Here is a 21771-nt window from a genome sequence, read left to right as displayed (position 1 = left end):
AGTGTACGCCACGGGCAGCTCCCGCGGCTGTGACGGTCCTGACAGGGGGCGCGGAGGGCCGGGCGGACGCTCAGTTCGACTGGAGGACGGGCAGGGCGGGCGCCCCTGTCGGGAGCATGTGCTTGGCCGCCAGGACCGGGGTCTCGCCGGCCCGTACCACCTGGGTGACCAGGACCGCGGGGGTGTCGGCCGGCCGGCCGAGCTGCTTTCCGCGCCGCTGGCCGAGCAGGGTCGCGGTGACGCTGCTGTGCGCCTCCAGCGGCACACCGCGCGAGGCGGCGACGAGCACGGCGAGCATCGAGGTCCGCTCGGGCGCGGGCTCCTCGCGCAGCGCCCGGGCGAAGTCCGGATGGGCCCGGTCCAGCACGTCGTCGGCGGCGGCCCACTCGTGGCTGAGCGCCGCCGCGGCCCCCTCGCCGGTCAGGATCGTCTCCCAGAAGCGCAGCTCGGCCCGGGCGGACGCGAGCAGGTGCTGGGTGGTGAAGTCGGTGGGCTCCTCGACCGTCCGCAGCAGCGCGCGCACCCGCAGCGGGGTACCGGCCCCGATCAGTTCCTCCAGCGGCTGGATCTGCTCGAATCCGCGCCGCGGCGGGTGGTCGTTGACGGTCCGGCCGACACCGCGCCGCACCGACAGCAGGCCGTCCTCCTGGAGCAGCAGCAGCGCCTCGCGCAGGGCGGGCCGGCTGACGCCGAGCTCGGCCGCGAGCTTCGGTTCGGAGGGGAGGGTCGAACCCGGCGGGTAGACGCCGTCGTGGATGGCGTCCGCGATCCGTTCGTAGAGCACCACGACCGGTCGTCGCCGCTGTCCGCTGACTGCCACTGCCCGTCCTCGCTCCGCTTGGCGGCTCACCTGTCGGCTCACCTGTCGGCAGGCTAAGCCGACCTGTTCCCGAGGGGCAACGCCGCCCCGGGCCGTTCAGCAGCGGGTATCGTCCGTGACGCGCGTAGAGCCAGGCGAGGATGCCTCCTGGTTGTCTGACAAGTGAAGCCCCGAGATCGGCGTCGACTGCAGGGACGCAGCCGCGCCGGGTGCCGCGCCGGCTCGTACGGCCCCGCCCCGCCGGGTGCCGCGCCGGCTCGTACGGCCCCGGCCGCGCTCACCCGTACGGCCCCCTCCAACGCCCCGGTGGCGGCCGATCCCCCCATCCTGGTCCCACGGGCGGCGGGCCGCCTACGACGGAGAAGAGGGCCGGGAATGGCGCAGGGAGACATCGGGCACGGACCGGGTTGCGCGCGGATCCCGTGGCGCCGGCCGGCGGCGCGCATGAGGCGGACCCTGGTCTTCGGCGCCGGGGTGGCCGTGGCGCTCGCCGCGGTGGCGGTGAGCTCGGCGGAGGCGGTGGAGGCGGACGAGCCCCCCTCGATGCCGGATGTGCTGGGCCGGGGCCTGTGGCGGGTCTTCACCACCCTCGACCACCGCACGCGGGTCGACGTCCACGACGTGAGCGGGCGCGACCGGCGCGTGCTCTGGCCGTCGCGCTGGCAGGTGTGCACCCAGTACCCGGCGCCCGGCATCGAGCTCGACCGGCGGACCACGGCCGTCATCGGCGTCGTGAAGAAGGGCGAGAGCTGCCCCCCGAAGGTCACCTCCGCCCGCCGATGACGCCGTTCCCCCTCCGCCCTGCTCCCCGGCGCGCACCCGCGAAGGGCCGTTAGCCTGAGCGCATGTCCGACGACCGCGCGCCCTACCTCGCCACCGGCCCGCGCGTGGGGCTGCGGCCCTACCGCCCGGAGGACGCCGGGGAGTTCACCGCCCGGGCCCGCGAGAGCCGAGCGCTGCACCGCCCCTGGCTCTTCCCGCCCGACCACTCCGAGGCGTACGCGGCCTACCTCCGGGCCCTCACCGAGGACCCCGCGAAGACCGGGTTCCTGGTCTGCGACCACACCGCGGACGGCCGGATCGCCGGCTTCGTCAACATCAACAACATCGTCCGCGGCGCCTTCCTCAGCGGCGCCCTCGGCTACGGCGCCTTCGCCCACGCCGCCGGCCGCGGGATGCTGACCGAGGCGCTGGGACTCGTCCTCCCGTACGCCTTCGGCCCGTTGGGCCTGCACCGCCTCGGGGCCGACATCCAACCCGGCAACGCCGCCTCCCGCGCGCTCGTCCGCCGGGCGGGCTTCCGGCTGGAGGGCTTCTCGCCCGAGCTGCTCTTCATCGACGGCGCCTGGCGCGACCACGAACGATGGGCGATCACGGCCCCGCGCTCCTGAGAGGCCCGCGTCCGTCCCGCGGGTCGAGACCCGGGTCCCACCCGTCCCCGCGCCGCGCCCCCGTGCCCCACCCCGCCCCGTCCTGCCCCCCGGTCGTCGCGCCGGCGGGACGGGGGCGTTCTCCGGCGCGGGGCATCCGTCAGCGCTTGCGGTTGATCTTCATCGTGTCCATGTCTGTCACCGTGGACTTCAGCGGACCGTGGCCGTGCCCCAGCCCCGCCAGCGCCGTCTCCACCCGGTCCTCGGCGAGCGCCGCCGCCATCTCCTCGCCGTCCGCGGCGTCCGAGACGACGACCAGGCGGTACGAGAAGTGCTTGAGCGTGCGGTCGTACGCCAGCGACCCCTCCGTCGTGAACTGCATCGCCGTCAGCCCGTGCGCCTCCACCTCGGCGAGGAGCCGCTCCCGGCTCTCCGCCGACAGCCCGTCGAACGTCCCGCGCACGATCACCCGGTAGGTGTGCTGCGTACTCATCCCTCGCGTCCTCATCTGCTCGCCGCGGGTCCCGCCCGCGTCATTGAAGATCCAGACTACGGGGGTGAGGATGGCCCGCATGCGGAATATCGTCGTCATCGACGCCCCCTCGAACCTCGGTCTGCGACCGCCCGCCCCCGGCACCGTCCCCGGCTGCCACAAGCTCGCGGGCGCCCTGCGCGAACAGCGGATCGTGCAACGGCTCGGCGCCTTCGAGGGCGGCGTCGTCGTCCCGCCCCGCTACGACCGGGGCGACTGGCAGGAGGGCGACGGGGTCTTCCACGCGGCCCCTCTCGCCCGCTACACCCGCACCCTCGCGGACCGCATCGAGCGGCACGTGCGGGCCGGTGACCTCCCCGTCGTCCTCGGCGGCGACTGCTCCGTCCAGCTCGGCGCCTCCCTCGCCCTGCGCCGCGTCGGCCGCTACGGACTCGCCGCCGTCGACGCATCCCCGGACTTCCGCCATCCGGGCAACTCCGACCGGGTCGGCGCCGCCGCCGGCGAGGAGCTGGCGCTCGCCACCGGCCGCGGCCAGGACGACCTCACGGACCTCGAAGGGCTGCGGCCCTACCTGCGCGACGAGGACGTCCGCCTCCTCGGCATCCGCGACGCCTACCGCGACGATCCCGAGGTCGTCGGCCTGCGCGCGCTGAAGGTCCCCCTCGTGACCGTCTCCGAACTGCGCTCCTGGGGCCCGGCCGAACTCGCCGCCGCCACCGCCCTCAGCCTGGAGACCCCGGCCCTCGACGGCTTCTGGGTCCATCTCGACGCCGACGTCCTCGACCCCTCCGTGATGCCGGCCGTCGACAGCCCCGACCCCGACGGACTCCTCCCCGACGAACTCGTCGCGCTGCTGAGCCCCCTGGTGCGCTCCGAACGGTGCGCCGGGCTCAACATCACCATCTACGATCCCGACCTCGACCCGGACGGCACGGCCGGCGCCCTCCTGACCGACGCCGTGGTGGCGGCCTTTACCGAAGACTGACGCACAGCGCCCCTGGTCAGCCGTCGAACCGCCGTGTTCCATGGTCGACATGACGACCGTACGACGTGCCGTACTGACCCTGCCCGCGGCCCCCCTGGGCCCGGACAACCCCCTGCCGGCCCTGCGGACCCTCGACACGGCGCACTCCGTCGACGCGCGCGCCACGGCGGACATGCCCCGCGACATGGCCCGTCAGCTGCACTACGCACCCCTGCGCACCCTGCTGCCGACGCGGGTCCGCGACGGCTACGGACGCGACCGCACCCCCACGGCCCTCGACGCCGTCGTGATCGAGAACGACCGGCTCCGGGTCACCGTCCTGCCCGGTCTCGGCGGCCGGGTCCACTCGCTGCACCACAAGCCCACCGGACGCGAACTGGTCCACCGCAACCCGGTGTTCCAGCCGGCCGCGTTCGCGCTCAACGGCGCCTGGTTCGCCGGCGGCATCGAGTGGAACATCGGCGCGACCGGACACACCACCCTCTCCTGCGCGCCGCTGCACGCCGCCGTCGTCCCCGCCCCCGACGGGGGCGAGATGGTCCGGCTCTGGGAATGGGAACGCCTGCGGGACCTGCCCTTCCAGGTCGACCTGTGGCTCCCCGAGGACTCCGACTTCCTCCACGTCGGCATACGGATCCGCAACCCGCACGAGCGGCCCGTCCCCGTCTACTGGTGGACCAACACCGCCGTGCCCGAGGACCGGCGCGTCATCGCCCCCGCCGACTCCGCCTGGCACCACGGCCACGAACGCGGACTCCGTCGGGTACCCGTCCCGCGCACCGAGGACGGCACCGACCGCACCGTGCCGCTGCGCAGCACCCTGCCCGCCGACTACTTCTACGAACTCGCGGACACCCAGCGGCGCTGGATCGCCGCCCTGGACGACAGCGGCGCCGGACTCGTCCAGACGTCCACGGACCTGCTGCGCGGCCGCAAGCTGTTCCTCTGGGGCACGGCCGCCGGCGGACGGCGCTGGCAGCGGTGGCTCACCGAACCCGGGGCACCCGGCTACGCGGAGATCCAGGCCGGACTCGCCCGTACCCAGCTGGAGCACGTCAGGCTGGAGGGCGGCGAGGAGCTCAGCTGGCTGGAGGTCTACGGTCCGCTCGCGACCGAGGCGGCCGAGGCGCGCGGCGACGACTGGGCCGCGGCGCGGGCCGGGGTCGAGGCGCGACTGGAGGAGGTCCTGCCGCGCGCGGCCGTGGAGGCCGCGTACCGGACGTGGCGGGACGGGCCGGCCGACGCCGAGCCGGTCACCCCGCTGGCCGCGGGCTCGGGCTGGGGTGCCCTCGAAGTCCTGCGCGGGGCATACGTGTTGCCCGGCACGCCGTTCCCCGCCTCCACGCTGGGCGAGGAGCAGAAGCCCTGGCTGGAGCTGCTCCGCACCGGGGTCCTGCCGCCGTGGGGCGAGTCCGTGGTGCCCGGTCCCCCGCTCGTGGCGGATCCCTGGCGGGACATGCTGGAGACCGCGCCCGCCGATCCCCGGACCGAGTACCACCTCGGCCTCGCGCAGTGGCACGCCGGCGACCTCGCCCAGGCCGTCCGCAGCTGGGAGCGGGGCCTGGCCGGGACGCCGGTGCGCTGGCCGCTGCTCTACTGTCTCGCCGTCGCCGACCAGGAGGGCGGGCATCCGGTCCGCGCCGCCGAACGCCTGGCGGAGGCCTTCGACGCCCTGCCTGAGGGCGAGGAGGCCGTGGCCGCCGCCCTCGGCCGGGAGGCGGTCGTCGCGCACCTCGCCGTCGGCCGGGTCGAGGAGGGCCGTGCGCTCTGGCACCGGCTCCCCGAACGGGCGCGGGAACAGGGCGCCTTCCGGTTCCTGGAGGCGCGACTGCTGCTCGCCGAGGGCCGCCGGAGCGAGGCCCGCGCCGTCTTCGACGCGGGCTTCGAGGTGGCGGACCTGCGCGAGGGTGCCGAGGAGCTGGGCGAGGTCTGGTCCGCCCTCACCGACGAACCCCTCCCGGAGCGCTACGACTTCCGGATGCGCCCCTGAGGGGCGCGGGCCCGACGGCGGGTCAGGAGCGGAGGTCGACGTACTCGAAGACGGAGCCGTCCGGGTGGACCGCGATGAGGTTGCGGCCCACCGGGGTCGGCACCGGTCCGGCGACGATTTTGGCCCCGGCCTCGGTCAGTGCGGTGAACGCGACGTCCAGGTCCTCGACGGAGATGGTCGCCGCGACCTTCCGCAGGACCTCCAGCTCCGACTCCGGACCGCTCATCAGGAGGAAGCAGCCGACGGCCGCGACCGAGACGCCTCCCCGTTCGAACCGCTGGGCGCGGCCCCCGGTGAGGCGCTCGTAGAAGAGCACGGCCGAGTCGAGATCGTCGACGCAGATGCGCAGCGTTGTGCCAAGAATCTCCATACGGATCAGCGTAGTTGACGGCCCGGGACGGGTGGTGGCGTCCGCCGGGACCGGCTCCGGGAGGGGTCGCCCTCCCGGCCGGGCCGTCGACGTGGGGCGGGTCAGGAGACCCGGCACAGGATCTCGCCGTGCGGGACCATGAACCACGCGTCCTCCTGACGGCCCCACTCCCGCCAGGCTTCGGCGATCTCCGCCAGGTCCTCGGAGGTCGCGTGGCCGCCGTCCACCGCCAGTTCCGCGTAGACGGACTCGGTCGTACGGTCCGCCCACAGCCCGCTCCACCAGGCCCGCTCGTCCGGCTGGGCGAAGCACCAGGTCGCCGCGGTGGTCGTGACCTGCGTGAAGCCGGCCCGGCGCGCCCAGGAGAACAGGCGCCGGCCGGCGTCCGGTTCACCGCCGTTGGCCCGGGCCACCCGTCGGTACAGGGCCTGCCAGGCGTCCAGTGCCGGCCGTTCCGGGAACCAGGTGAAGGACCCGTAGTCGCTGTCCCGGGCGGCGACCACTCCGCCGGGGCGGCAGACCCGGCGCATCTCGCGCAGCGCCTGTACCGGGTCACCGACGTGCTGCAGGACCTGGTGGGCGTGGACGACGTCGAACGAGTCGTCCGGGAAGTCCAGGGCGTGGACGTCGGCGACGGTGAACTCGACGTTCTTCAGGCCGCGTTCGTCCGCGACCGCGCGCGCCCTGTCCAGCACGTCCGGGGCCGCGTCGACGGCGGTGACCCGGCCCGGCGCGACCAGCGCCGCCAGGTCGGCCGTGATGGTGCCCGGCCCGCAGCCGACGTCCAGCACGTCCAGACCGGGGCGCAGTTCGGGGATCAGGTAGGCCGCCGAGTTCGCGGCGGTCCGCCAGCTGTGCGAGCGGAGCACCGACTCGTGATGGCCGTGCGTGTAGACGGCGGTCTCGCGGGGGGTGGACTGCTCGGAGGCGTGCGTCATGACCTGACTCCCTCGTGTGGGTGGTGCGGCCACCGTACGCCGCTCCGCCGAATAGTGAGACCCCGATCTCGTATCTTGGACAGCTGGTCAGGTGAACAGGGCCCGCCGGTAACGGAGTTCGTCGAGTTCGCGACCCCCGGTCGTCTCGGTGGCGACCGTGCCGTCCGGCTCCCAGCCGGCGGCCTCGTAGAAGGCGCGCCCCCGGGTGTTGCCCGCGAGGACCCAGAGCGCGGCCTCCCGGAACCCCGCGGCCGTGAGCGACTCGACCGAGGCGGCCAGCAGGGCCCGGCCCACGCCCGCCCGCCATGCCTCCGGCAGGACGTAGAGCGCGGCGATCTCGCCGGTCGTGGCCGGGTCGAGGTCCGTGCCCGGCCAGGCCCGGGTGGAGCAGAAGCCCGTCAGCCGGCCGTCGGCGTCCCGCGCCACCAGGACCGTGGGGCGCCTGGGCGCCTCCAGGCGCTCGCGCCAGACCGTGGTGCGTTCCCCGACGTCGAGGCCATCGAGATAGGGCCGGGGGAGGAGGTCGCGATAGGCGGCCTGCCAGGACCGTACGTGGACGGTGGCGAGGGCCGCCGCGTCGGAGGGGAGCGCCTGCTGTATCTGCATGCGGCCATTCTGGGCATGACGCGGTGGTGCGGGTGTGCTCGTCGCGGGTGCGAGCGTGCGAGGGCCGCGGGTGCGTGCAGGCGGCCCCCGGCGAGCGGCGTCGCCGGGGTGTGTCTCGGACGACCGGCCCCGGGCGGGCGGCGTCGTCAGGGTGCGTCTCTGATGACCGGCCCCGTGCGGACGCCCGTGGCGTCTCAGGCGCGGGGGAGGTCCAGTTCCCAGCGGACCTCGCCGTCCTGCCGGCCGGCGGTGGGGGAGAGGCCGGCGGCGGCGGCGACGGCCGCGGAGGCGTGGTGGTCGGGGTGGACGTGCGCGACGACCGTGGACACGTCCTGGGTGCCCAGCCAGGCCACCAAGGCCCGCGCGGCCTCGGAGGCGAGCCCGCGGCCCTGCCGCTCCGTGCCCACCACCCAGGCGATCTCGGCGACCCGCCCGGCCGCCCTCGCGGAACCGGACGGCGCGGCGCCGGGTGCGGGGGAGTCGTGCGAGGCGGAGCGGGGCGTGGGGGAGCCGGGTGGGACCGTGTGCTCCCGGCCGGCTGGTGGAGCCGCCTCCCCGGCCGGTGCGAGCGTCGCCTGGACGGTGCCCGCCAGGGTGCCGTCCGCCCGCAGCCGCAGCACCCAGTTGCACCAGTCCACACCGGGGTCGGGCGCCCCCGCGAGCATCCGCGCGTACCGTGCCCGCAGCTCGTCCACGGTGGCGGGCGCGCCGCCCGTGAACGCGTACAGCGCCGGGTCGGCGAGAACGGCGGCCATCTCGGCGGCGTGGTCGATCCGCAGCGGCACCAGGTCGAGCCGCTCGCTGTGCAGGGGGACGGTGAGGAGGTCACGCATGCGAACAGTGTGCCTGCCGCGCCCGACGGACCGCGTCGCACCCGCCCTCGGCACCCGTCCTCGATACCCCCACTCGGCGCCGACGCGGGGCGTCCCCGGCCGCCGCAACAGAGATGACGATCCGTCACATGAAGGCACTGTGAACGGACCGTTCCCGGCGGCTTCCCGCCCCTAGGCTGTGCCCGGAAAGCCCACCTGGCCCGCGGCCCCGCCCTGCGGGCAGACGACGCTCCTCTCCGGACCCGGCCCGGGATCGGCCCGCCATCCGACGGCCCCGCTCCCGTCGCCGCCCCTCGTCCCGCCGTCCCCCGCCGCGTGCTGCCCGCCGCCCCCGACGCGCCGAGGAGTCCCCGTGCCCCACCCGCCCGCTCGCCGCTCCCTTCTGAAGCTGCTCGCCGCCGTCCCCGCCGCCGGCGGCCTCGCGGCAACCGCCGCACCCGCGCACGCGACGGGCGCGCCGCAGGCCGCCGGCGCCACCGTGCCCGGCATCGTCAAACCCCTGCCTCCGGAGCTGTTCACCGTCCGGGGCACCAACGCCGAGGCCCGTTTCGACGCCTTCGGGGACACCGGCCTCCTCACCCCCGCCGACCGCTTCTTCGTCCGCAACCACACCAGCACCCCCGTCCTCGACGCCGCCGGCTGGCGGCTCACCCTCTGGGGAGACGGACTGCACGGCCGCGCGCCCGTCCACCTCACCTACGGACAGCTCCGCGACCTGCCCTCCGTCACCCGGACGGCCCTCGTCGAGTGCGCCGGAAACGGCCGCAGCCTCTACACCACCCAGCAGGGCGAGGCCGTGACCGGCACCGCCTGGACCCTCGGCGCGGTCGGGGCCGCCCGCTGGCGGGGCGCCCGCCTCCGCGACGTGCTGAGGCGTGCCGGCATCGCCTCCGACGCCGTCGCCGTACAGCCCCGCGGGCTCGACGACGAGTACGTCACCGGCGGCGTCAACCTCGGCCGCGTCCGCCGTCCGCTGCCGGTGGCCAAGGCACTGGACGACGTGATCCTCGCCTACGAGATGAACGGCGAGCCCCTCCCGTACGACCACGGGTACCCGGTCCGTCTCGTCGTGCCGTCCTGGGTGGGCATCGCCTCGATCAAGTGGCTCGGCGACATCGAGGTCTCCACCGTCCCGCTCTCCTCGCCCTGGTCCACCGACTACTACCGCCTCTTCGGCGCCGCCCACCCGCCCGGGGGCAGTGCCCCGATCTCCCGGCAGGTCCTCAAGAGCGGCTGGGAACTCCCCTTCGACGCCACCCTTCGGGCCGGCCGCACGCATCGGCTCACCGGCCGCGCCTGGTCCGCCCACGCACCCGTCCGCATGGTCGAGGTCTCCACGGACGGCGGCGCCCACTGGCGTCCCGCCCGGCTCCACGACGCGCCCCGGCGGAACGGCTGGGTCCGCTGGAGCACGGTGTGGCGCCCGCACCGCACCGGGCCCGCGACCCTGCTCTCCCGGACCACCGACGAGGCCGGGAACGTCCAGCCCGAGCGCGCGGTCCACAACACCCAGGGGTACCTCTTCGACGCGGTCGTGCGGCACCCCGTCACCGTCGCCTGATCCGCACCCCTGAAGGGCGAATCACCCCGATCCTCCGTATAAAGGCACTGGGGCGCCGTCCAGGCGCCGCTCGGTGCTCAGGAGGTACGGGAGATGCGGCAGACGGCTCCGGAAGGGCGCGGACCGGTGCGCTACGGACCGCCGGCTCCGGAGCCGGACCTGCCCGTGCTCCCCGGCCTCGCCGCGATCCTCGCCGCGTCCGCCGGCCGCACCGGCGTCGAACCGCCCGGCGGCGGCCCCGTCCTGCGCGAGGCCGCCGCCGGCTACTGGTGGCGCCGCGGCCTGCGCACCCACGCCGAGGACGTCGTCGCCGCCCCCGGCGCGCCACCCCTGCTCCTCGCCCTGCTCGCGGCGCACGGCGGCGACGTCCTGCTGCCCCGGCCCTGCCCGCCGTGGTGGACCCCGCAGGCCCGCCTCCTCGGCCGCCCCGCCTACCACGTGCCCACCCCCGCCGAGTGCGGCGGCGTACCCGACCCGTACGCCCTGCTCGAAACCGTCCGGCGGGTCCGCGCCGAGGGCGGGCGGCCCCGGGTGCTGCTGCTCTCCGTCGCCGACGACCCCACCGCCACCGTCGCCCCGCCCGAACTGGTCCGGGAGGCCTGCGAGGCCGCCGTCGGAGAGGGCCTGCACATCATCAGCGACGAGACCTGGCGCGACACCCTGCACCGCCCCCACGACACCGTCCTCCTGAGCCCCGCCGAGATGTGCCCGGACGACGTCACCGTCCTGTGCGACCTCGGCGCCGCCCTCGCGCCCGCCGCCTGGCCCTGCGCGGTGGCCCGATTCCCGCCCACCGCCCCCTCCCGCGCCGACCGCTACACCGACCGCCGCGCCCGCACCCTCGACGTCCTCACCGCCCTCGGTGCCGTCGTCACCGGGCCCGTCGCCCCCGCGGCGGCGCACGCCCTCGACGAACCGGAGGAGGTCGTCGTGCGCGCCGCCCGCGCCGCCGCACTCCACGGGCGGGTGGCCGCCGCGGCGCACCGCGTCGCCCTCGCGGCCGGCGCCGTCGCCCGCCCCCCGCAGGCGGGCCGCCATCTCTACGCCGATCTCGGACCGTTGCGGGCCGGGCTGGCCGCCCGCGGGGTCACCGACTCCATGGAGCTGGAGAACCACCTCACCCGGCGGCTCGGCACCCCCGTCCCCGGCGGCCACCGCTTCGGCGACGAACTCGGCGCCCTGCGCGTCCGGTTCGACACCGGCCCGCTGCTCGGCTCGGACGAGGAGGAGCGGACGGAATCCCTCGGTTCGGCGACGCCGGAGGAACTACCGCACGTGGCAAGGGCGTTGAACAGTCTCGGTGCCGCCCTCGAAGAACTCCGGACGGAGCCGGCAAGCCCTGCGCAGCACCCCGACGGACCGCGTCGCCACGCGTAGAACGGAGCCCGCAGATGACGGAACAGACGGCGCGCCCGGCCGAGTCCCCGCAAAAGGCCCGCGAGGCGCGCACCGCTCCCGCCCTCCAGCCGCTCGGCCGGATTCGGCTGGACTGGCCCCGTTCCTTCGCCGACCGGCTCACCGCCCCGCTGCCCGGCGTCCGCGCCATGGCCCGGCTCGCCCGCGAAGGCGCCGTCCGCCCCCGCCCCGACGGGCTGCGCGACATCCCCCTGCTGCCGTTCGCGCCCGGACCGCTCCCCGCCGCCGGCCCCGACACCCTCGCCGTCACCTGGGCGGGTCACGCCAGCTGGATCCTGCGGGTCGGCGGCCTCACCGTACTGACCGACCCCGTGTGGTCCCGCCGGATCCTCGGCACCCCGGCCCGCATCACGCCCGTCGGGGTGCGGTGGGAGGACCTCCCGCCCGTCGACGCCGTCGTCATCAGCCACAACCACTTCGACCACCTCGACGCCCCGACCCTCCGGCGCCTGCCCCGGAACACCCCGCTCTTCGTCCCCGCCGGCCTCGGCCGCTGGTTCGCCCGCCGCAGGTACACCCGCGTCACCGAGCTCGACTGGTGGGAGGCGGCCGAACTGGACGGCGTCCGCTTCGAGTTCGTGCCCGCCCACCACTGGTCCAAGCGGACCCTGCTCGACACCTGCCGCTCGCTCTGGGGCGGCTGGCTCCTCACCGACCGCGCCGGGCGCAGGGTGTACTTCGCCGGGGACACCGGCTACGGCCACTGGTTCACCGAGATCGGCCGCCGCCATCCCGGTATCGACCTCGCCCTCCTGCCCATCGGGGCCTACGACCCGCGCTGGTGGCTCAGCGACGTCCACACCGACCCCGAGGAGGCGGTCCGCGCCTTCCAGGACCTGGGGGCGCGCCGGATGGCGCCGATGCACTGGGCGACCTTCGTCCTCTCCGCCGAGCCGGTCCTCGAACCGCTGACGAGGGTCAGAGCCGCCTGGGAGAAGGCCGGGCTGTCCCGCGAGAACCTGTGGGACCTGCCGGTCGGCGCGTCACGGGTGCTCGCCCCGTGACGTCTCCGACGACCCGGCCGTGCCCGTGGACCCGGCCGCGCCCCCGGACCCTGAAGACCCTGACGCGTCCGAGGCCCCTGACGCGTCCCGCCGCGTACCGCGGACGCGCCGCCAGAGCGCCGGGATCACGCTGACCAGCACGGTCAGGCCGATCGCCGCCACCACGCCCTGCCACGGTTCGGGGAACAGCGAACCCCCCAGGATCCCGATCAGCTGGTACGTCGCCGCCCAGGCCAGACACGCCGGAAGGTCCCCGCGGACGAACCGTCGCAGCGGCATCCGGGCCAGCAGGCACGCCAGCATCACCGGGATCCTGCCCGCCGGCACCAGCCGCGAGAGCACCAGCACCGACACCTGGTGGGTGTCCAGCTTCGCCTGGGCCTGGGCCAGCCGGTCCGCGGTGACCCGGCCGCGCAGCGCGGCCAGCCACCGCGATCCGTTCCTCGACCGGACCCCGCGCTGCCCCAGCCAGTACAGCGCCACATCACCCAGGAACGCGGCGGAGGCCGACACCAGGAAGACCAGCAGCAGCGCGTACGGCGTCTGGTGGTGGAAGGCCACCACGGCCGCCGAGCTGACGATCGCGCCCGTCGGCACCACCGGCACCAGCGCGCCGAGCGCCACCAGCAGGAAGAGCGACGGGTAGCCGACCGCCTGCTGCGTCGACTCCGGCGGCAGCTCCCGTACGGCGCGCATCAGCCCGTCGATCACCGGGCGACCTCGGGCCGTACCCGCTCCCCGTGGCCGAGCAGATGCACCGCCACCTTCGGCGCGAGCCGGGCCGCGTGCCGTACGAACTCCGCGCCCGGCGCGTGGAACTCATGCGGGCGCACCGCGTCGAGCCCGACCGGCCAGTAGGTGCCGTAGTGCACCGGCACGGCCGCCGCCGGGGACAGCTCCGCCAGCGCCTGCGCGGCCCTCCCCGCGTTCAGGTGCCCGTGCCCCAGGAAGGGGCCCCAGCCGCCCACCGGCAGCAGCGCCACGTCGACCGGGCCGACCGACTCCGCCATCGCGTCGAAGAGACCGGTGTCGCCGGCGAAGTACGTCCGCGCCTCGCCCTCGACGACGTACCCGAGCGCGGGGGAGCGGTGCGGCCCCATCGGCAGCCGGCGGCCGTCGTGCAGGGCCGGCACGGCCCGGACCGTCAGCCCCTCGACCGACACCGTGTCGCCCGGTGCCATCTCGGTCAGCCGCAGACCGCGCGCGTCCAGCTTCCGCAGCGCGGGCACGGCCAGCGGCGCGCCGCGCGGCACGAGCACCCGCGTGCCGGGGGCGAGCCGGGCCAGCGAGGGCAGGTGCAGGTGATCCGCGTGCAGGTGGGAGACGAGCACCGCCTCGGCGACCGCGGCCTCGGGCGGCGGCAACGCGCCCCGCCGACGGCGCAGATGCGCGAGTCGGCGCGCGAACAGCGGATCGGTGAGGAAGCGGACCCCGGAGTCCTCGACCGTGCACGTGGCGTGACCCCACCAGGTGACCTCCACCGGCATGCCCGCCCTTCGCGCGTCGACGACTTCGGAACTCCTCCCACGAGGGTAGATGTCCGCGGCGGACGATGCGGGGAGTCCTCGGCGGGGACCCGGGACGCCGGGCGGACGATGCGGGGAGTCCTCGGCGGGGACCCGGGACGCCGGGCGCGCCCGGTGGCCGCGAGCAGGCTTCCCTCCGTTCGGCGCCCTCGGGTCCTGCCCGCCCGCCTCCCCGGATGGCGCGCGACCATGTGCTCCTTCGCTCCCCGGACTTCCGGATCGCGCTCGCGTTCGCGTGCGCCCCCTCCGTTCCCTGGCGCCCTCCTCCACGAGCGGCGATCGGAGTAGGGTCGGTCCATGGACGACGTTCGGGTGGCGGCGATCGCCAGCCTCACCCCGCTCGAGGAACTCGACTGCGACCCCTTCCTGGTCGACACGCGCACCCAGCACGCCATGTGTGCCCGCTGGGCCGTGGACAAGGGCTACGTGGTGACGAGACAACTGCTCTTCTACGGGATGCGTCCCGACCACGACGCCCTGTGGGCCGACGTGGACGCCGGTGAGGTCGACATGTTCGTCGCGCCGAACGACCGGGTCCTCGGGCGGGCGTTGACCGACGTCTCCGGCTTCCTCGCCGAGTGCGAGCGCCGCGGTGTGCGCCTGGAGACCGTGGGTCTCGACGAGCCGGCCTACGACGCGGCCGGCAAGGCCGGTGTCCACCGCCGGCTGTCCATGCCCACCGCCGGTTACAACGGCTGCTGACCCGGCCCGCCGCCCCGGCGCGAGCCGTGGCGCCGTTCGCCGACCCTGGCCGCCACCCCCTGACCGCCCCCGCCGCCAGGCGTTGTGTCACGCTTGAGGCAGGAAACGGGTGAAAGGTGCACCGGGCGTGGGTGACGGGCGAGGGCGAACCGCCGGACGCTGGCGGACCGCGGGGAGCGCCCTGGTGCGCGTCATCGTCGTCTGGGCCGTCTCGACCCTCACCCTGCTCGCCCTGGCGGGCCTGCTCCCCGACTTCCGGCTCCAGTCCGCCGACGGAGACAGTCCCACCCGCCTCGCCGTCACCGCCGCCCTGGGCGCCGGCGCGTTCGGTCTCCTCAGCGCTCTGGTGTGGCCGGTGATAGTCCGGGCGCTGCTGCTCGTCCCGGCCCTCGTCCTCGGCCTGTTGGTGTTCTTCCTCAACGGCTCCCTGCTGCTCGTCGCGCTCCGGCTGGTGCCGGACAGCAGCGCCGCCGCCGCTCCCGAGACCGCCGTCGTGGTCGCCGCCGTGATGTCGGCCGTCGCCTCCGCCACCTCCACCGCCCTCGCCGTCCGCGACGACGACGCCTACCGCCGCCGCCTCTACCGGCTCGCCGACCGCACCAGACCCCGGAGCCGGACCGCCGAGGGAGCCCCCGAGCCCGCCCACGGCACCGTCTTCCTGCAACTCGACGGCGTCGGCCACCAGGTGCTGCGCGACGCCGTCGCCAGCGGCCTGATGCCGACCGTCGCCCACTGGCTCGACACCAGCCACCGGCTCACCCCCTGGCGCACCGACTGGTCCAGCCAGACCGGCGCCAGCCAGCTCGGCATCCTGCACGGCTCGAACGAGGACGTGCCCGCCTTCCGCTGGTACGAGAAGGACACCGGCCGCCTGATGGTCAGCAACCGTCCCGCGAGCGCCGTCGAGCTCCAACGCCGGGCCGTCGCCCGCACCCGGGACGGCGGACTGCTCACCGTGGACGGCGCCTCCCGCGGCAACCTCTTCAGCGGCGGCGCCGACCAGATCGCCCTCGTCCTGTCCGTGGCCGCCCGCCGCGGCCGGCGCAACCGCTCGCGCTCCGGCTACTTCGCCTACTTCTGCGATCCCGCCAACGCGGTCCGCACGGCGGGCTCGTTCGTCGCCGAGGCGGTCCGCGAAGCCGTCCAGTCCACCCGGGCACGCCTGCGGGGACAGACCCCACGGGTCTCGCGCGGCTACTCCTACCCCTTCATCCGGGCCTTCGCCACGGTCGTGGAGCGGGACGTGGTCGTGGCGGCCGTCGTCGGCGACATACTCGCGGGCCGCACCGCCGTCTACGCCGACCTCGTCGCCTACGACGAGGTGGCCCACCACTCCGGCCCCCACGGACACGACACCGACCAGGTCCTCGTCCGGCTCGACCGGTCCCTCGCGCTCATCGCGCAGGTCGCCGAGCACGCGCCCCGCCCGTACCACTTCGTGCTGCTCTCCGATCACGGCCAGAGCCCCGGCCCGACCTTCGAGGGCGTCTACGGACTCACCCTCAAGGACCTGGTGCGGGCCGGCTGCGGGCTGCCCGTCTCGCGCCGCGTCCGGCGCACCCGCAGCGGTTCGGAGGCCCGGGACGCCGCCCGCGACGCGCTGCGCAGCGCGCTGCACCGGCCCCTGGACGAGATCGGGCGGGAGACCGAGGACCTGGGTCCCGTCCGGCCGTCCGAGCCGGTCGTGCTCGCCTCCGGCAACCTCGGCCTCGTCTCCTTCCCGGGCGTGCCGCACCGCATGACCCGCGAGGAGATCGACCGCAGCCACCCCGCACTGCTCCGCACCCTCGCCAACCACCCGGGCATCGGCTTCCTGCTCGTCGCGAGCGCCGAGCACGGCTCGGTCGTCCTGGGACCGGACGGCGCCGAGATCCCGGTCGGCGCGCTCGCCGACGACGGACCGCTCGCGGTCTTCGGCCCGGGCGCGGCGGACGCGGTGCGGCGCACGGACGGCTTCCCCCACGTCGCCGACATCATGGTCAACTCGATGTACGACCCGGCGACGGGCACGGTCCACGCCTTCGAGGAGCAGATCGGTTCGCACGGCGGCCTCGGCGGCGAGCAGACGCGCCCCTTCCTGCTGTCGCCGACGGCCCTCGCCGCCCCGCCGGAGCCCCTGGTCGGCGCCGAGCAGGTGCACCGGGTGCTGCGCGGCTGGCTGCGCGAGTGCGCGGGCCCGCAGGTCCCGCTGGAGACGATGCCCCGGCCCGAGGCGGCACGGGCACTGCTCCCGGTGGACGAGCCGTCCCTCCGGGAGCCGAGCGACTGACGTCGGCCGTGTCGACCGGCGGCCATTGCCCGTGCCGGCCGGCGGCGCACCTGTCCTGTCTGGCGGGAGCACGATCAGGGATTCCGACGGTGGCGTCCCGCCCGAGCACGGTTGCGACGCGGCGCCGGCGACGTCCCGGCAGGAGCACGGTCTCCGCCACCACTGCCTGCCCCCGTCGTCCCGGGCGTCCACCTCGCTCTCCGGCGCCCGCACCCCACCCCGTGTGCGCGGACGTGCCGGCGTGCCGCCACCGGGCCGGCACTCCGCGGACCGCTGGGCCACCCGGCACTCCACCGGCCGCTCCGCCACCCGGCGGTACGGGGGCGCTCGGCCACCCGGCCGTACCGGCGCGGCCGCGGCGGGGCATTCGGGTCCGCCGCGTAGGCCGGTCGGGCGGTTCCGGTGCGGCCTCCGGCACGTCGGGGCCGTGCCGGGGCAGGAGGCATCTTCATGAGCCCCGCGCCCGCGCACCACGCCGAAGCCGCCGCCCCGGCGGGCGGGCGGACGCGCGCGGGCCGGCCCGAGAACCGGGCGCCCGGCATCGCGGGACGGCACCGGGCGCGTTACGGGTCCGGCATCGCGGGCCGGCACCGCGCACGGCGTGCCGTGCTGGTGCTGGGGCTCGTGCTCGCCGCGCTGTTCGGCGTCTGCGGCGGGGCCGCCGGAGCGTCGGGCGGCGAACTCAGGCCCGCGGCGAGCGCCGCGCCTGACCCCGGCGGCGAGACCACCGAAGTCGCCGAGGCCGAGGCGACCTCCCCCCGCAGGGCCGCCGTACGGCCCTGCGGAGGACAGCGCTTCACCCGGCCGTCCGCCCCGGTTCCGGGCCTGCCGGCCCTCGGGGCCCGGGCAGCCGTACGGCTCCCGGGCGAGGACGCCGACAGCCGGTGCGTGGTGATGCGCTGCTGAGAGGCCCGTACCTCTCGCAGCCCGTTCCACCCCCCACCGCAAGGAGCTTCGTCATGCCTCTCGACCCCTTCGCCGTCCTCAGCGCCCTCGTGCGCGCCGAGGCCGCCCGCACCGCCGGCTCCCGCCCCACCACCCGGGCCACCCGGTCCGGGGCCGCTTCTGAACGCGACGAACCCGGCCGCCGGGACCGGGCCGCCGCCGCACCCGCGCCCGGCGGCGACGAGAACGCCGCGCGCTGATCCGGCATGCCCCGGCCGTTCACCGACGCGCCGGGGCGGGCGGGCGGTCCGACCCGGGCCGCCCGCCCGGTTCGGGCCGTCGTCGCCCGGGCCGCCCCGCTCCTCCCGGACGGACGCCGCTCACACGGTGCCCCGGTCCGACGACGTGATCCGTGCCCGTCAGACCTGCGGAGCGAGCCGGGCCCCGGACCCGCCGCGGCCCAGCCGGCCGTGCAGGGCCACGAGGACCGTCGCCACGGTGGCCAGGACCGCGAGCGCCACCAGCGCGGGCACCAGCCCGACGAGCGGCCCGGCGGCCAGACAGCACACCCCGCCCACCAGCAGCGCCGTCGGACGCCGGCCCGACGTGCGCAGGACGATGGCGGCGGCGCCGAGCAGGAAGACGCCCACGCCACCGGTCAGCGACCAGGCCACCACCCCGTGCAGCGGCTCCGCGAGACCGTAGTGCCCGGTGTCGGCGACCTGCGCGAGGACCTTCTTCATGCCCAGCGCGCAGAGCACGACGCCCGCCACCAACGGCAGGTGCAGGAAGGTGTAGACGTCCCGGGCGAACCGGGTGCGCTCGTCGTCCGCGAGCCCGCCCAGCCGGTGCTCGGCGGCCTCGCCGAGCTGCCGGAAGTACAGGCGCCACAGCCCGGCCGCCAGCAGCAGCCCCGCCGCCGAGGCACCGAGCACGGCGTAGGTCAGCGGGAAGCCGGCCACCCCCACGCCCATCGCCACGATGGACTCGCCGAGCGCGATGATGACGATCAGGCCGTGGCGCTCCGCGAAGTGCCCCGGCGAGTTGACGCGCCAGCCGGAGGAACCGGTGAGGTAGATCCCGCCGTAGTCGACGGCCACCGCCCCCAGCCACAGGGCCAGCTGGAGCCGCCCGCTGAACGCGCATCCGGCCAGCAGCAGGACCAGCGGCGGCAGTACGGAGATGAGCGCCGTGCGCCGCAGCGTGGCGTGCAGTGCCGCGTCGCCCGGACTGGCGAGCCGGTACGAGACGAGGTGCAGGACGCGGACCGCCCCGTAGCAGAGCACGAAGAGCAGCGGCGCCGGGATCCCGCCGGGCGCGTCCGCCAGTACCTCCGGCACGGCGAGCGACACGATCAGGACGACGGCCATCACCGTGACGAGGACGGCGAACAGGGCACCGGAGTCCGCCCGGACGACGTTGCCCAGCCAGGCGAAGCAGCACCAGCACCACCACAGCAGCGCCAGCACCACCATCGCCCCGACCACCCGCGTCGGCGACGGCGCCGCCGCCATCAGCGCGGTGACCTGCGTGATCGCGTACACGAACACCAGGTCGAAGAAGAGCTCCGCGGGCGTCACCTTGTGATCGTCCCCGGTGGCCACCAGTCCGGCCCGTTCCCTGCCCCATGCCATCGCGTCGATCCCCCTCCGGCGCGGCCCCCCGGCCGCCCCGGCGCGAACGATACCCATGCCCGCCGCGCCGCGAGCGCCGACGGACGCAGTCCGGAAATCCTCTGTGCGTCACGGCACTTGGGAGCGGCAGTGTCGTTCCCTCGCTCCCCGCCCCCTCGTCGGCGCGGGGCGGTTGTGAGCCGGAACACCGTTGAGGTTGACCTGGGGTCAGGGTGAAGGCTCGTCGCAGCGGCCCGGGATCGCCCCGGACGCACGCGATATGAAGGAGCGTCATGAATCTCTCCCCTTCCGGCCGGCGGCAGGATCGCCCGGAGCTGCAGCGGGCGATCGAGGAGATCGTCGAGTCCGGCTTCCTCGGCGTGCAGCTGCGGGTGAACGACGAGCACGGCGAGTGGGTCGGCAGCGCCGGCGCACGCGAGCTCGGCCGGAGCGCCGAGCCGCTGACCGACGGGCACTTCCGCATCGGCAGCACCACCAAGAGCTTCGTCGCGACCACGGTGCTGATGCTGGCGGCCGAGGGCAGGCTCGGCGTGGACACCCCGGTCGACGACTACCTGCCGGAGTTCGGGCTCGACCGCAGGATCACGGTACGGACGCTGCTGCAGCACACCAGCGGGATCTTCAACCACACCGGCGAGCTCTACGAGGACGGGACGATCGCCGAAGGGATCCCCTGGCGGGGCAAGGAGTGGGTCGACAGGCGGTTCCACACCTACCGGCCCGAGGAGCTGGTGCGGCTGTCGCTGTCCCGGCCGGCGCGGTTCGCGCCGGGGACGGGCTGGAGCTACGCCAACACCAACTACGTGCTGGCCCGCCTGGTGATCGAGAGCGTCACCGGCCGCCCGTTCGCCGAGGAACTGCGGCGGCTGGTCCTGGACCCGCTGGGGATGGCCGGCACCGTGGCGCCGGGCAGCTCCCCGGAGATCCCCGAGCCGCACCACCACAGCTACTACCGCTACGAGGACGCCGGGCAGGAGACGACCGTCGACGTCACCCGCCACGACCCCTCCTGGGTGGCGGCCGGCGGCGACATGATCTCGACCACGCGGGACCTGCACACCTACTTCTCCGCGCTGATGGCCGGCAAGCTCCTGCCGCCCGAGCTGCTGGCCGAGATGCGCTCGCCGGAGGCGACCGTCGGCTACGGCCTGGGCATGTTCGCGCAGGACCTGGGCCCGGGCGCCGGCACCGTCTTCCACCACAACGGCGCCACCATCGGCTCGGCGGCGCTGATGTACGGCACACCCGACGGCGGCACGACCCTGACCGCCGGACTGAACTACGTGGACGATCCCGGCCTGGCCATAGCGCCGGCGTTCCAGAACGCCCAACAACGCCTCGTCGAAGCGGTGTTCCGCGCCGGACAGGTCTCTCCGGCCCGGCGGACAAGCTGACCGGCCGCGCCCCGTACGCTTCGACGACCGATCCGTTCCCGTCACGCGTGGGGGCGGTACGCGGACCGGGGCCACGCCGACCTCGGCGTGGCCCGTCCCCCGCTCGGCCGTGGTGTGCGCAGCCGCCGAGCCCGAGCACGAGGCAGGCCGAGCAGATGGTGAACGGAGTCACGATCGGGCAGGCGGCGGCATTCGTCGGCGTCACGGTGAAGACGGTGCGGCACTACCACCGGCAGGGGCTGGTCGAGGAACCGCGACGCGACGCCTCCGGCTATCGACGGTACGGATCGGCCGAGCTGCTGCGGCTGGTACAGGTCAGGACGCTGGCCGCAGCCGGGGTGCCGCTGGCCGAGATCGGGCCCCTGCTCGACGCCGACGCCGCGGAGTTCGCCGCCGCGCTGACCGGCGTCGAGCGGCGGCTGACCGACCGGATCGCGGACCTGACCGCGCGCCGGGACACGCTGCACCGGCTCGCCGAAGGCGACCGGGCCCTGCTGCCCGAGCGCGCGGCCGCGGTCCTGGACCGGATGCTCGGACTCGGCTTCGGTCCCGACTTCGTGGCCGGGCAACGCGAGGCCCTGGTCCTGGCCCGGGCGCTGGTGCCGGACGGCTTCGACGGCTTCCTGAGCCAGCTGGAACACTGCCTCGACGACCCCGGGTACGTCGACCTGACCAAGCGCGGCCAGGAAGCCGAGACCTGGGCACCGGACGACCCGAGGATCGAGGAACTCGCGACCGACATGGCCGAGCACTACCTCGCGAACCCCGCGCTGCTCGGCGACCCCACCAGCCTGCGCGCCTGGGCCCGGGCCTCCGCCCGGTACGGGCTGATCAACAACCACCGCGAGGACCAGGCGCCGATAGCGGCCCGGCTGACCGCGCTCACGGAGGCCCGACTGCGCGCCGCCGGGGTTCCGCTTCCGCAGCGCTGACGGGAACCCACGACGTCGGGCCGTTCCTCGACGCACGGAACGG

At 75.4% G+C, this 21771-nt stretch carries 22 protein-coding genes; 13 read left to right on the top strand and 9 right to left on the bottom strand.

What is annotated here, in order from left to right:
* Nucleotides 1-70 precede the first annotated feature (70 nt).
* Nucleotides 71-820, bottom strand: coding sequence for a GntR family transcriptional regulator (locus tag ACE1OA_RS06745; RefSeq protein ID WP_432752471.1), 750 nt, complete (start codon nt 818-820; stop codon nt 71-73).
* A gap of 444 nt (nt 821-1264) precedes the next feature.
* On the opposite strand from ACE1OA_RS06745, the gene ACE1OA_RS06740 reads away from it, so the two are divergent.
* Nucleotides 1265-1603, top strand: coding sequence for a hypothetical protein (locus tag ACE1OA_RS06740; protein WP_356780687.1), 339 nt, complete (start codon nt 1265-1267; stop codon nt 1601-1603).
* Nucleotides 1604-1665: 62 nt separating this feature from the next.
* Nucleotides 1666-2211: a GNAT family N-acetyltransferase gene (locus tag ACE1OA_RS06735; protein WP_356600667.1), complete on the top strand. Its 546-nt coding sequence runs from the start codon at nt 1666-1668 to the stop codon at nt 2209-2211.
* Between the two features lie 139 nt (nt 2212-2350).
* On the opposite strand, the gene ACE1OA_RS06730 is transcribed toward ACE1OA_RS06735, so the two are convergent.
* Nucleotides 2351-2683, bottom strand: a complete 333-nt coding sequence (locus tag ACE1OA_RS06730) for a DUF6204 family protein (protein ID WP_356780683.1) — start codon at nt 2681-2683, stop codon at nt 2351-2353.
* Nucleotides 2684-2762: 79 nt separating this feature from the next.
* Here ACE1OA_RS06730 and ACE1OA_RS06725 point away from each other — a divergent pair, with 79 nt between their 5' ends.
* Nucleotides 2763-3668 (top strand): arginase family protein, encoded by a 906-nt coding sequence (locus ACE1OA_RS06725; RefSeq protein WP_356600663.1) that lies wholly within the window; start codon nt 2763-2765, stop codon nt 3666-3668.
* 49 nt (nt 3669-3717) lie between these two features.
* Nucleotides 3718-5658, top strand: a complete 1941-nt coding sequence (locus tag ACE1OA_RS06720) for a DUF5107 domain-containing protein (protein ID WP_432752470.1) — start codon at nt 3718-3720, stop codon at nt 5656-5658.
* Nucleotides 5659-5680: 22 nt separating this feature from the next.
* On the opposite strand, the gene ACE1OA_RS06715 is transcribed toward ACE1OA_RS06720, so the two are convergent.
* From ACE1OA_RS06715 to ACE1OA_RS06700, 4 genes are all read right to left on the bottom strand, one after another.
* Nucleotides 5681-6028, bottom strand: a complete 348-nt coding sequence (locus tag ACE1OA_RS06715; protein ID WP_432752469.1) for a VOC family protein — start codon at nt 6026-6028, stop codon at nt 5681-5683.
* A gap of 101 nt (nt 6029-6129) precedes the next feature.
* Nucleotides 6130-6966, bottom strand: coding sequence for a methyltransferase domain-containing protein (locus ACE1OA_RS06710; protein WP_432752468.1), 837 nt, complete (start codon nt 6964-6966; stop codon nt 6130-6132).
* A gap of 87 nt (nt 6967-7053) precedes the next feature.
* Nucleotides 7054-7572, bottom strand: coding sequence for a GNAT family N-acetyltransferase (locus tag ACE1OA_RS06705; protein WP_432752467.1), 519 nt, complete (start codon nt 7570-7572; stop codon nt 7054-7056).
* A gap of 194 nt (nt 7573-7766) precedes the next feature.
* Nucleotides 7767-8405 (bottom strand): GNAT family N-acetyltransferase, encoded by a 639-nt coding sequence (locus tag ACE1OA_RS06700; RefSeq protein WP_386542407.1) that lies wholly within the window; start codon nt 8403-8405, stop codon nt 7767-7769.
* A gap of 352 nt (nt 8406-8757) precedes the next feature.
* On the opposite strand from ACE1OA_RS06700, the gene ACE1OA_RS06695 reads away from it, so the two are divergent.
* The 3 genes from ACE1OA_RS06695 to ACE1OA_RS06685 all read left to right on the top strand — a co-directional run bounded on the left by ACE1OA_RS06695 (nt 8758) and on the right by ACE1OA_RS06685 (nt 12386).
* Nucleotides 8758-9966: a sulfite oxidase gene (locus ACE1OA_RS06695; RefSeq protein ID WP_432752466.1), complete on the top strand. Its 1209-nt coding sequence runs from the start codon at nt 8758-8760 to the stop codon at nt 9964-9966.
* A gap of 93 nt (nt 9967-10059) precedes the next feature.
* Nucleotides 10060-11343, top strand: a complete 1284-nt coding sequence (locus tag ACE1OA_RS06690; protein ID WP_361312275.1) for an aminotransferase class I/II-fold pyridoxal phosphate-dependent enzyme — start codon at nt 10060-10062, stop codon at nt 11341-11343.
* A 14-nt stretch (nt 11344-11357) separates the two neighbouring features.
* Nucleotides 11358-12386, top strand: a complete 1029-nt coding sequence (locus ACE1OA_RS06685; RefSeq protein WP_384866156.1) for an MBL fold metallo-hydrolase — start codon at nt 11358-11360, stop codon at nt 12384-12386.
* Here the strand turns inward: ACE1OA_RS06685 and ACE1OA_RS06680 are convergent.
* Entirely contained in the window at nt 12366-13082 is a 717-nt protein-coding gene (locus ACE1OA_RS06680) for a DedA family protein (protein WP_432754040.1), read from the bottom strand. The two genes, ACE1OA_RS06685 and ACE1OA_RS06680, sit on opposite strands and share 21 nt — an antisense overlap.
* 11 nt (nt 13083-13093) lie before the next feature.
* A complete protein-coding gene (locus ACE1OA_RS06675; RefSeq protein ID WP_356600645.1) occupies nt 13094-13873 on the bottom strand; it encodes an MBL fold metallo-hydrolase in 780 nt (259 codons plus the stop codon).
* 336 nt (nt 13874-14209) lie between these two features.
* Between ACE1OA_RS06675 and ACE1OA_RS06670 the strand changes: the two genes are divergently transcribed.
* The 4 genes from ACE1OA_RS06670 to ACE1OA_RS06655 all read left to right on the top strand — a co-directional run bounded on the left by ACE1OA_RS06670 (nt 14210) and on the right by ACE1OA_RS06655 (nt 18028).
* On the top strand, nt 14210-14614 hold the full coding sequence (locus ACE1OA_RS06670; protein WP_386542409.1) for a hypothetical protein: 405 nt from the start codon (nt 14210-14212) through the stop codon (nt 14612-14614).
* A gap of 127 nt (nt 14615-14741) precedes the next feature.
* Nucleotides 14742-16883, top strand: coding sequence for a phage holin family protein (locus ACE1OA_RS06665; RefSeq protein WP_432752465.1), 2142 nt, complete (start codon nt 14742-14744; stop codon nt 16881-16883).
* Between the two features lie 450 nt (nt 16884-17333).
* Nucleotides 17334-17789: a hypothetical protein gene (locus ACE1OA_RS06660; protein WP_432752464.1), complete on the top strand. Its 456-nt coding sequence runs from the start codon at nt 17334-17336 to the stop codon at nt 17787-17789.
* Nucleotides 17790-17842: 53 nt separating this feature from the next.
* Complete coding sequence (locus ACE1OA_RS06655) at nt 17843-18028, top strand: hypothetical protein (protein ID WP_356600637.1); 186 nt, start codon at nt 17843-17845, stop codon at nt 18026-18028.
* A gap of 159 nt (nt 18029-18187) precedes the next feature.
* Here the strand turns inward: ACE1OA_RS06655 and ACE1OA_RS06650 are convergent, their stop codons facing one another.
* Nucleotides 18188-19402, bottom strand: coding sequence for a low temperature requirement protein A (locus tag ACE1OA_RS06650; protein ID WP_356600635.1), 1215 nt, complete (start codon nt 19400-19402; stop codon nt 18188-18190).
* A gap of 272 nt (nt 19403-19674) precedes the next feature.
* Between ACE1OA_RS06650 and ACE1OA_RS06645 the strand changes: the two genes are divergently transcribed.
* Together ACE1OA_RS06645 and ACE1OA_RS06640 are read left to right on the top strand one after the other, a co-directional pair.
* Nucleotides 19675-20796, top strand: a complete 1122-nt coding sequence (locus tag ACE1OA_RS06645; RefSeq protein WP_432752463.1) for a serine hydrolase domain-containing protein — start codon at nt 19675-19677, stop codon at nt 20794-20796.
* A 155-nt stretch (nt 20797-20951) separates the two neighbouring features.
* The gene (locus ACE1OA_RS06640; protein WP_432752462.1) at nt 20952-21728 is read left to right on the top strand and encodes a MerR family transcriptional regulator; all 777 of its coding nucleotides are present in this window, start codon (nt 20952-20954) and stop codon (nt 21726-21728) included.
* The last annotated feature ends 43 nt before the right edge of the window (nt 21729-21771 follow it).

It is taken from the genome of Streptomyces sp. JL2001, from assembly GCF_050917515.1.
GTDB lineage: Bacteria > Actinomycetota > Actinomycetes > Streptomycetales > Streptomycetaceae > Streptomyces.
The sequence above is the reverse complement of the archived record's forward strand: the minus strand, read 5'-3'. Positions and strand labels throughout refer to the sequence as shown.

Bases quoted from the DNA above. Each gene is read 5' to 3' on its own strand.
- ACE1OA_RS06735 (WP_356600667.1), top strand. From the start codon at position 1,666: ATGTCCGACGACCGCGCGCCCTACCTCGCCACCGGCCCGCGCGTGGGG.
- ACE1OA_RS06725 (WP_356600663.1), top strand. From the start codon at position 2,763: ATGCGGAATATCGTCGTCATCGACGCCCCCTCGAACCTCGGTCTGCGA.
- ACE1OA_RS06730 (WP_356780683.1), bottom strand. From the start codon at position 2,683: ATGAGTACGCAGCACACCTACCGGGTGATCGTGCGCGGGACGTTCGAC.
- ACE1OA_RS06715 (WP_432752469.1), bottom strand. From the start codon at position 6,028: ATGGAGATTCTTGGCACAACGCTGCGCATCTGCGTCGACGATCTCGAC.
- ACE1OA_RS06740 (WP_356780687.1), top strand. From the start codon at position 1,265: ATGAGGCGGACCCTGGTCTTCGGCGCCGGGGTGGCCGTGGCGCTCGCC.
- ACE1OA_RS06720 (WP_432752470.1), top strand. From the start codon at position 3,718: ATGACGACCGTACGACGTGCCGTACTGACCCTGCCCGCGGCCCCCCTG.
- ACE1OA_RS06690 (WP_361312275.1), top strand. From the start codon at position 10,060: ATGCGGCAGACGGCTCCGGAAGGGCGCGGACCGGTGCGCTACGGACCG.
- ACE1OA_RS06680 (WP_432754040.1), bottom strand. From the start codon at position 13,082: ATGCGCGCCGTACGGGAGCTGCCGCCGGAGTCGACGCAGCAGGCGGTC.
- ACE1OA_RS06660 (WP_432752464.1), top strand. From the start codon at position 17,334: ATGAGCCCCGCGCCCGCGCACCACGCCGAAGCCGCCGCCCCGGCGGGC.
- ACE1OA_RS06710 (WP_432752468.1), bottom strand. From the start codon at position 6,966: ATGACGCACGCCTCCGAGCAGTCCACCCCCCGCGAGACCGCCGTCTAC.
- ACE1OA_RS06675 (WP_356600645.1), bottom strand. From the start codon at position 13,873: ATGCCGGTGGAGGTCACCTGGTGGGGTCACGCCACGTGCACGGTCGAG.
- ACE1OA_RS06705 (WP_432752467.1), bottom strand. From the start codon at position 7,572: ATGCAGATACAGCAGGCGCTCCCCTCCGACGCGGCGGCCCTCGCCACC.
- ACE1OA_RS06645 (WP_432752463.1), top strand. From the start codon at position 19,675: ATGAATCTCTCCCCTTCCGGCCGGCGGCAGGATCGCCCGGAGCTGCAG.
- ACE1OA_RS06685 (WP_384866156.1), top strand. From the start codon at position 11,358: ATGACGGAACAGACGGCGCGCCCGGCCGAGTCCCCGCAAAAGGCCCGC.
- ACE1OA_RS06670 (WP_386542409.1), top strand. From the start codon at position 14,210: ATGGACGACGTTCGGGTGGCGGCGATCGCCAGCCTCACCCCGCTCGAG.
- ACE1OA_RS06655 (WP_356600637.1), top strand. From the start codon at position 17,843: ATGCCTCTCGACCCCTTCGCCGTCCTCAGCGCCCTCGTGCGCGCCGAG.
- ACE1OA_RS06700 (WP_386542407.1), bottom strand. From the start codon at position 8,405: ATGCGTGACCTCCTCACCGTCCCCCTGCACAGCGAGCGGCTCGACCTG.
- ACE1OA_RS06640 (WP_432752462.1), top strand. From the start codon at position 20,952: ATGGTGAACGGAGTCACGATCGGGCAGGCGGCGGCATTCGTCGGCGTC.
- ACE1OA_RS06650 (WP_356600635.1), bottom strand. From the start codon at position 19,402: ATGGCATGGGGCAGGGAACGGGCCGGACTGGTGGCCACCGGGGACGAT.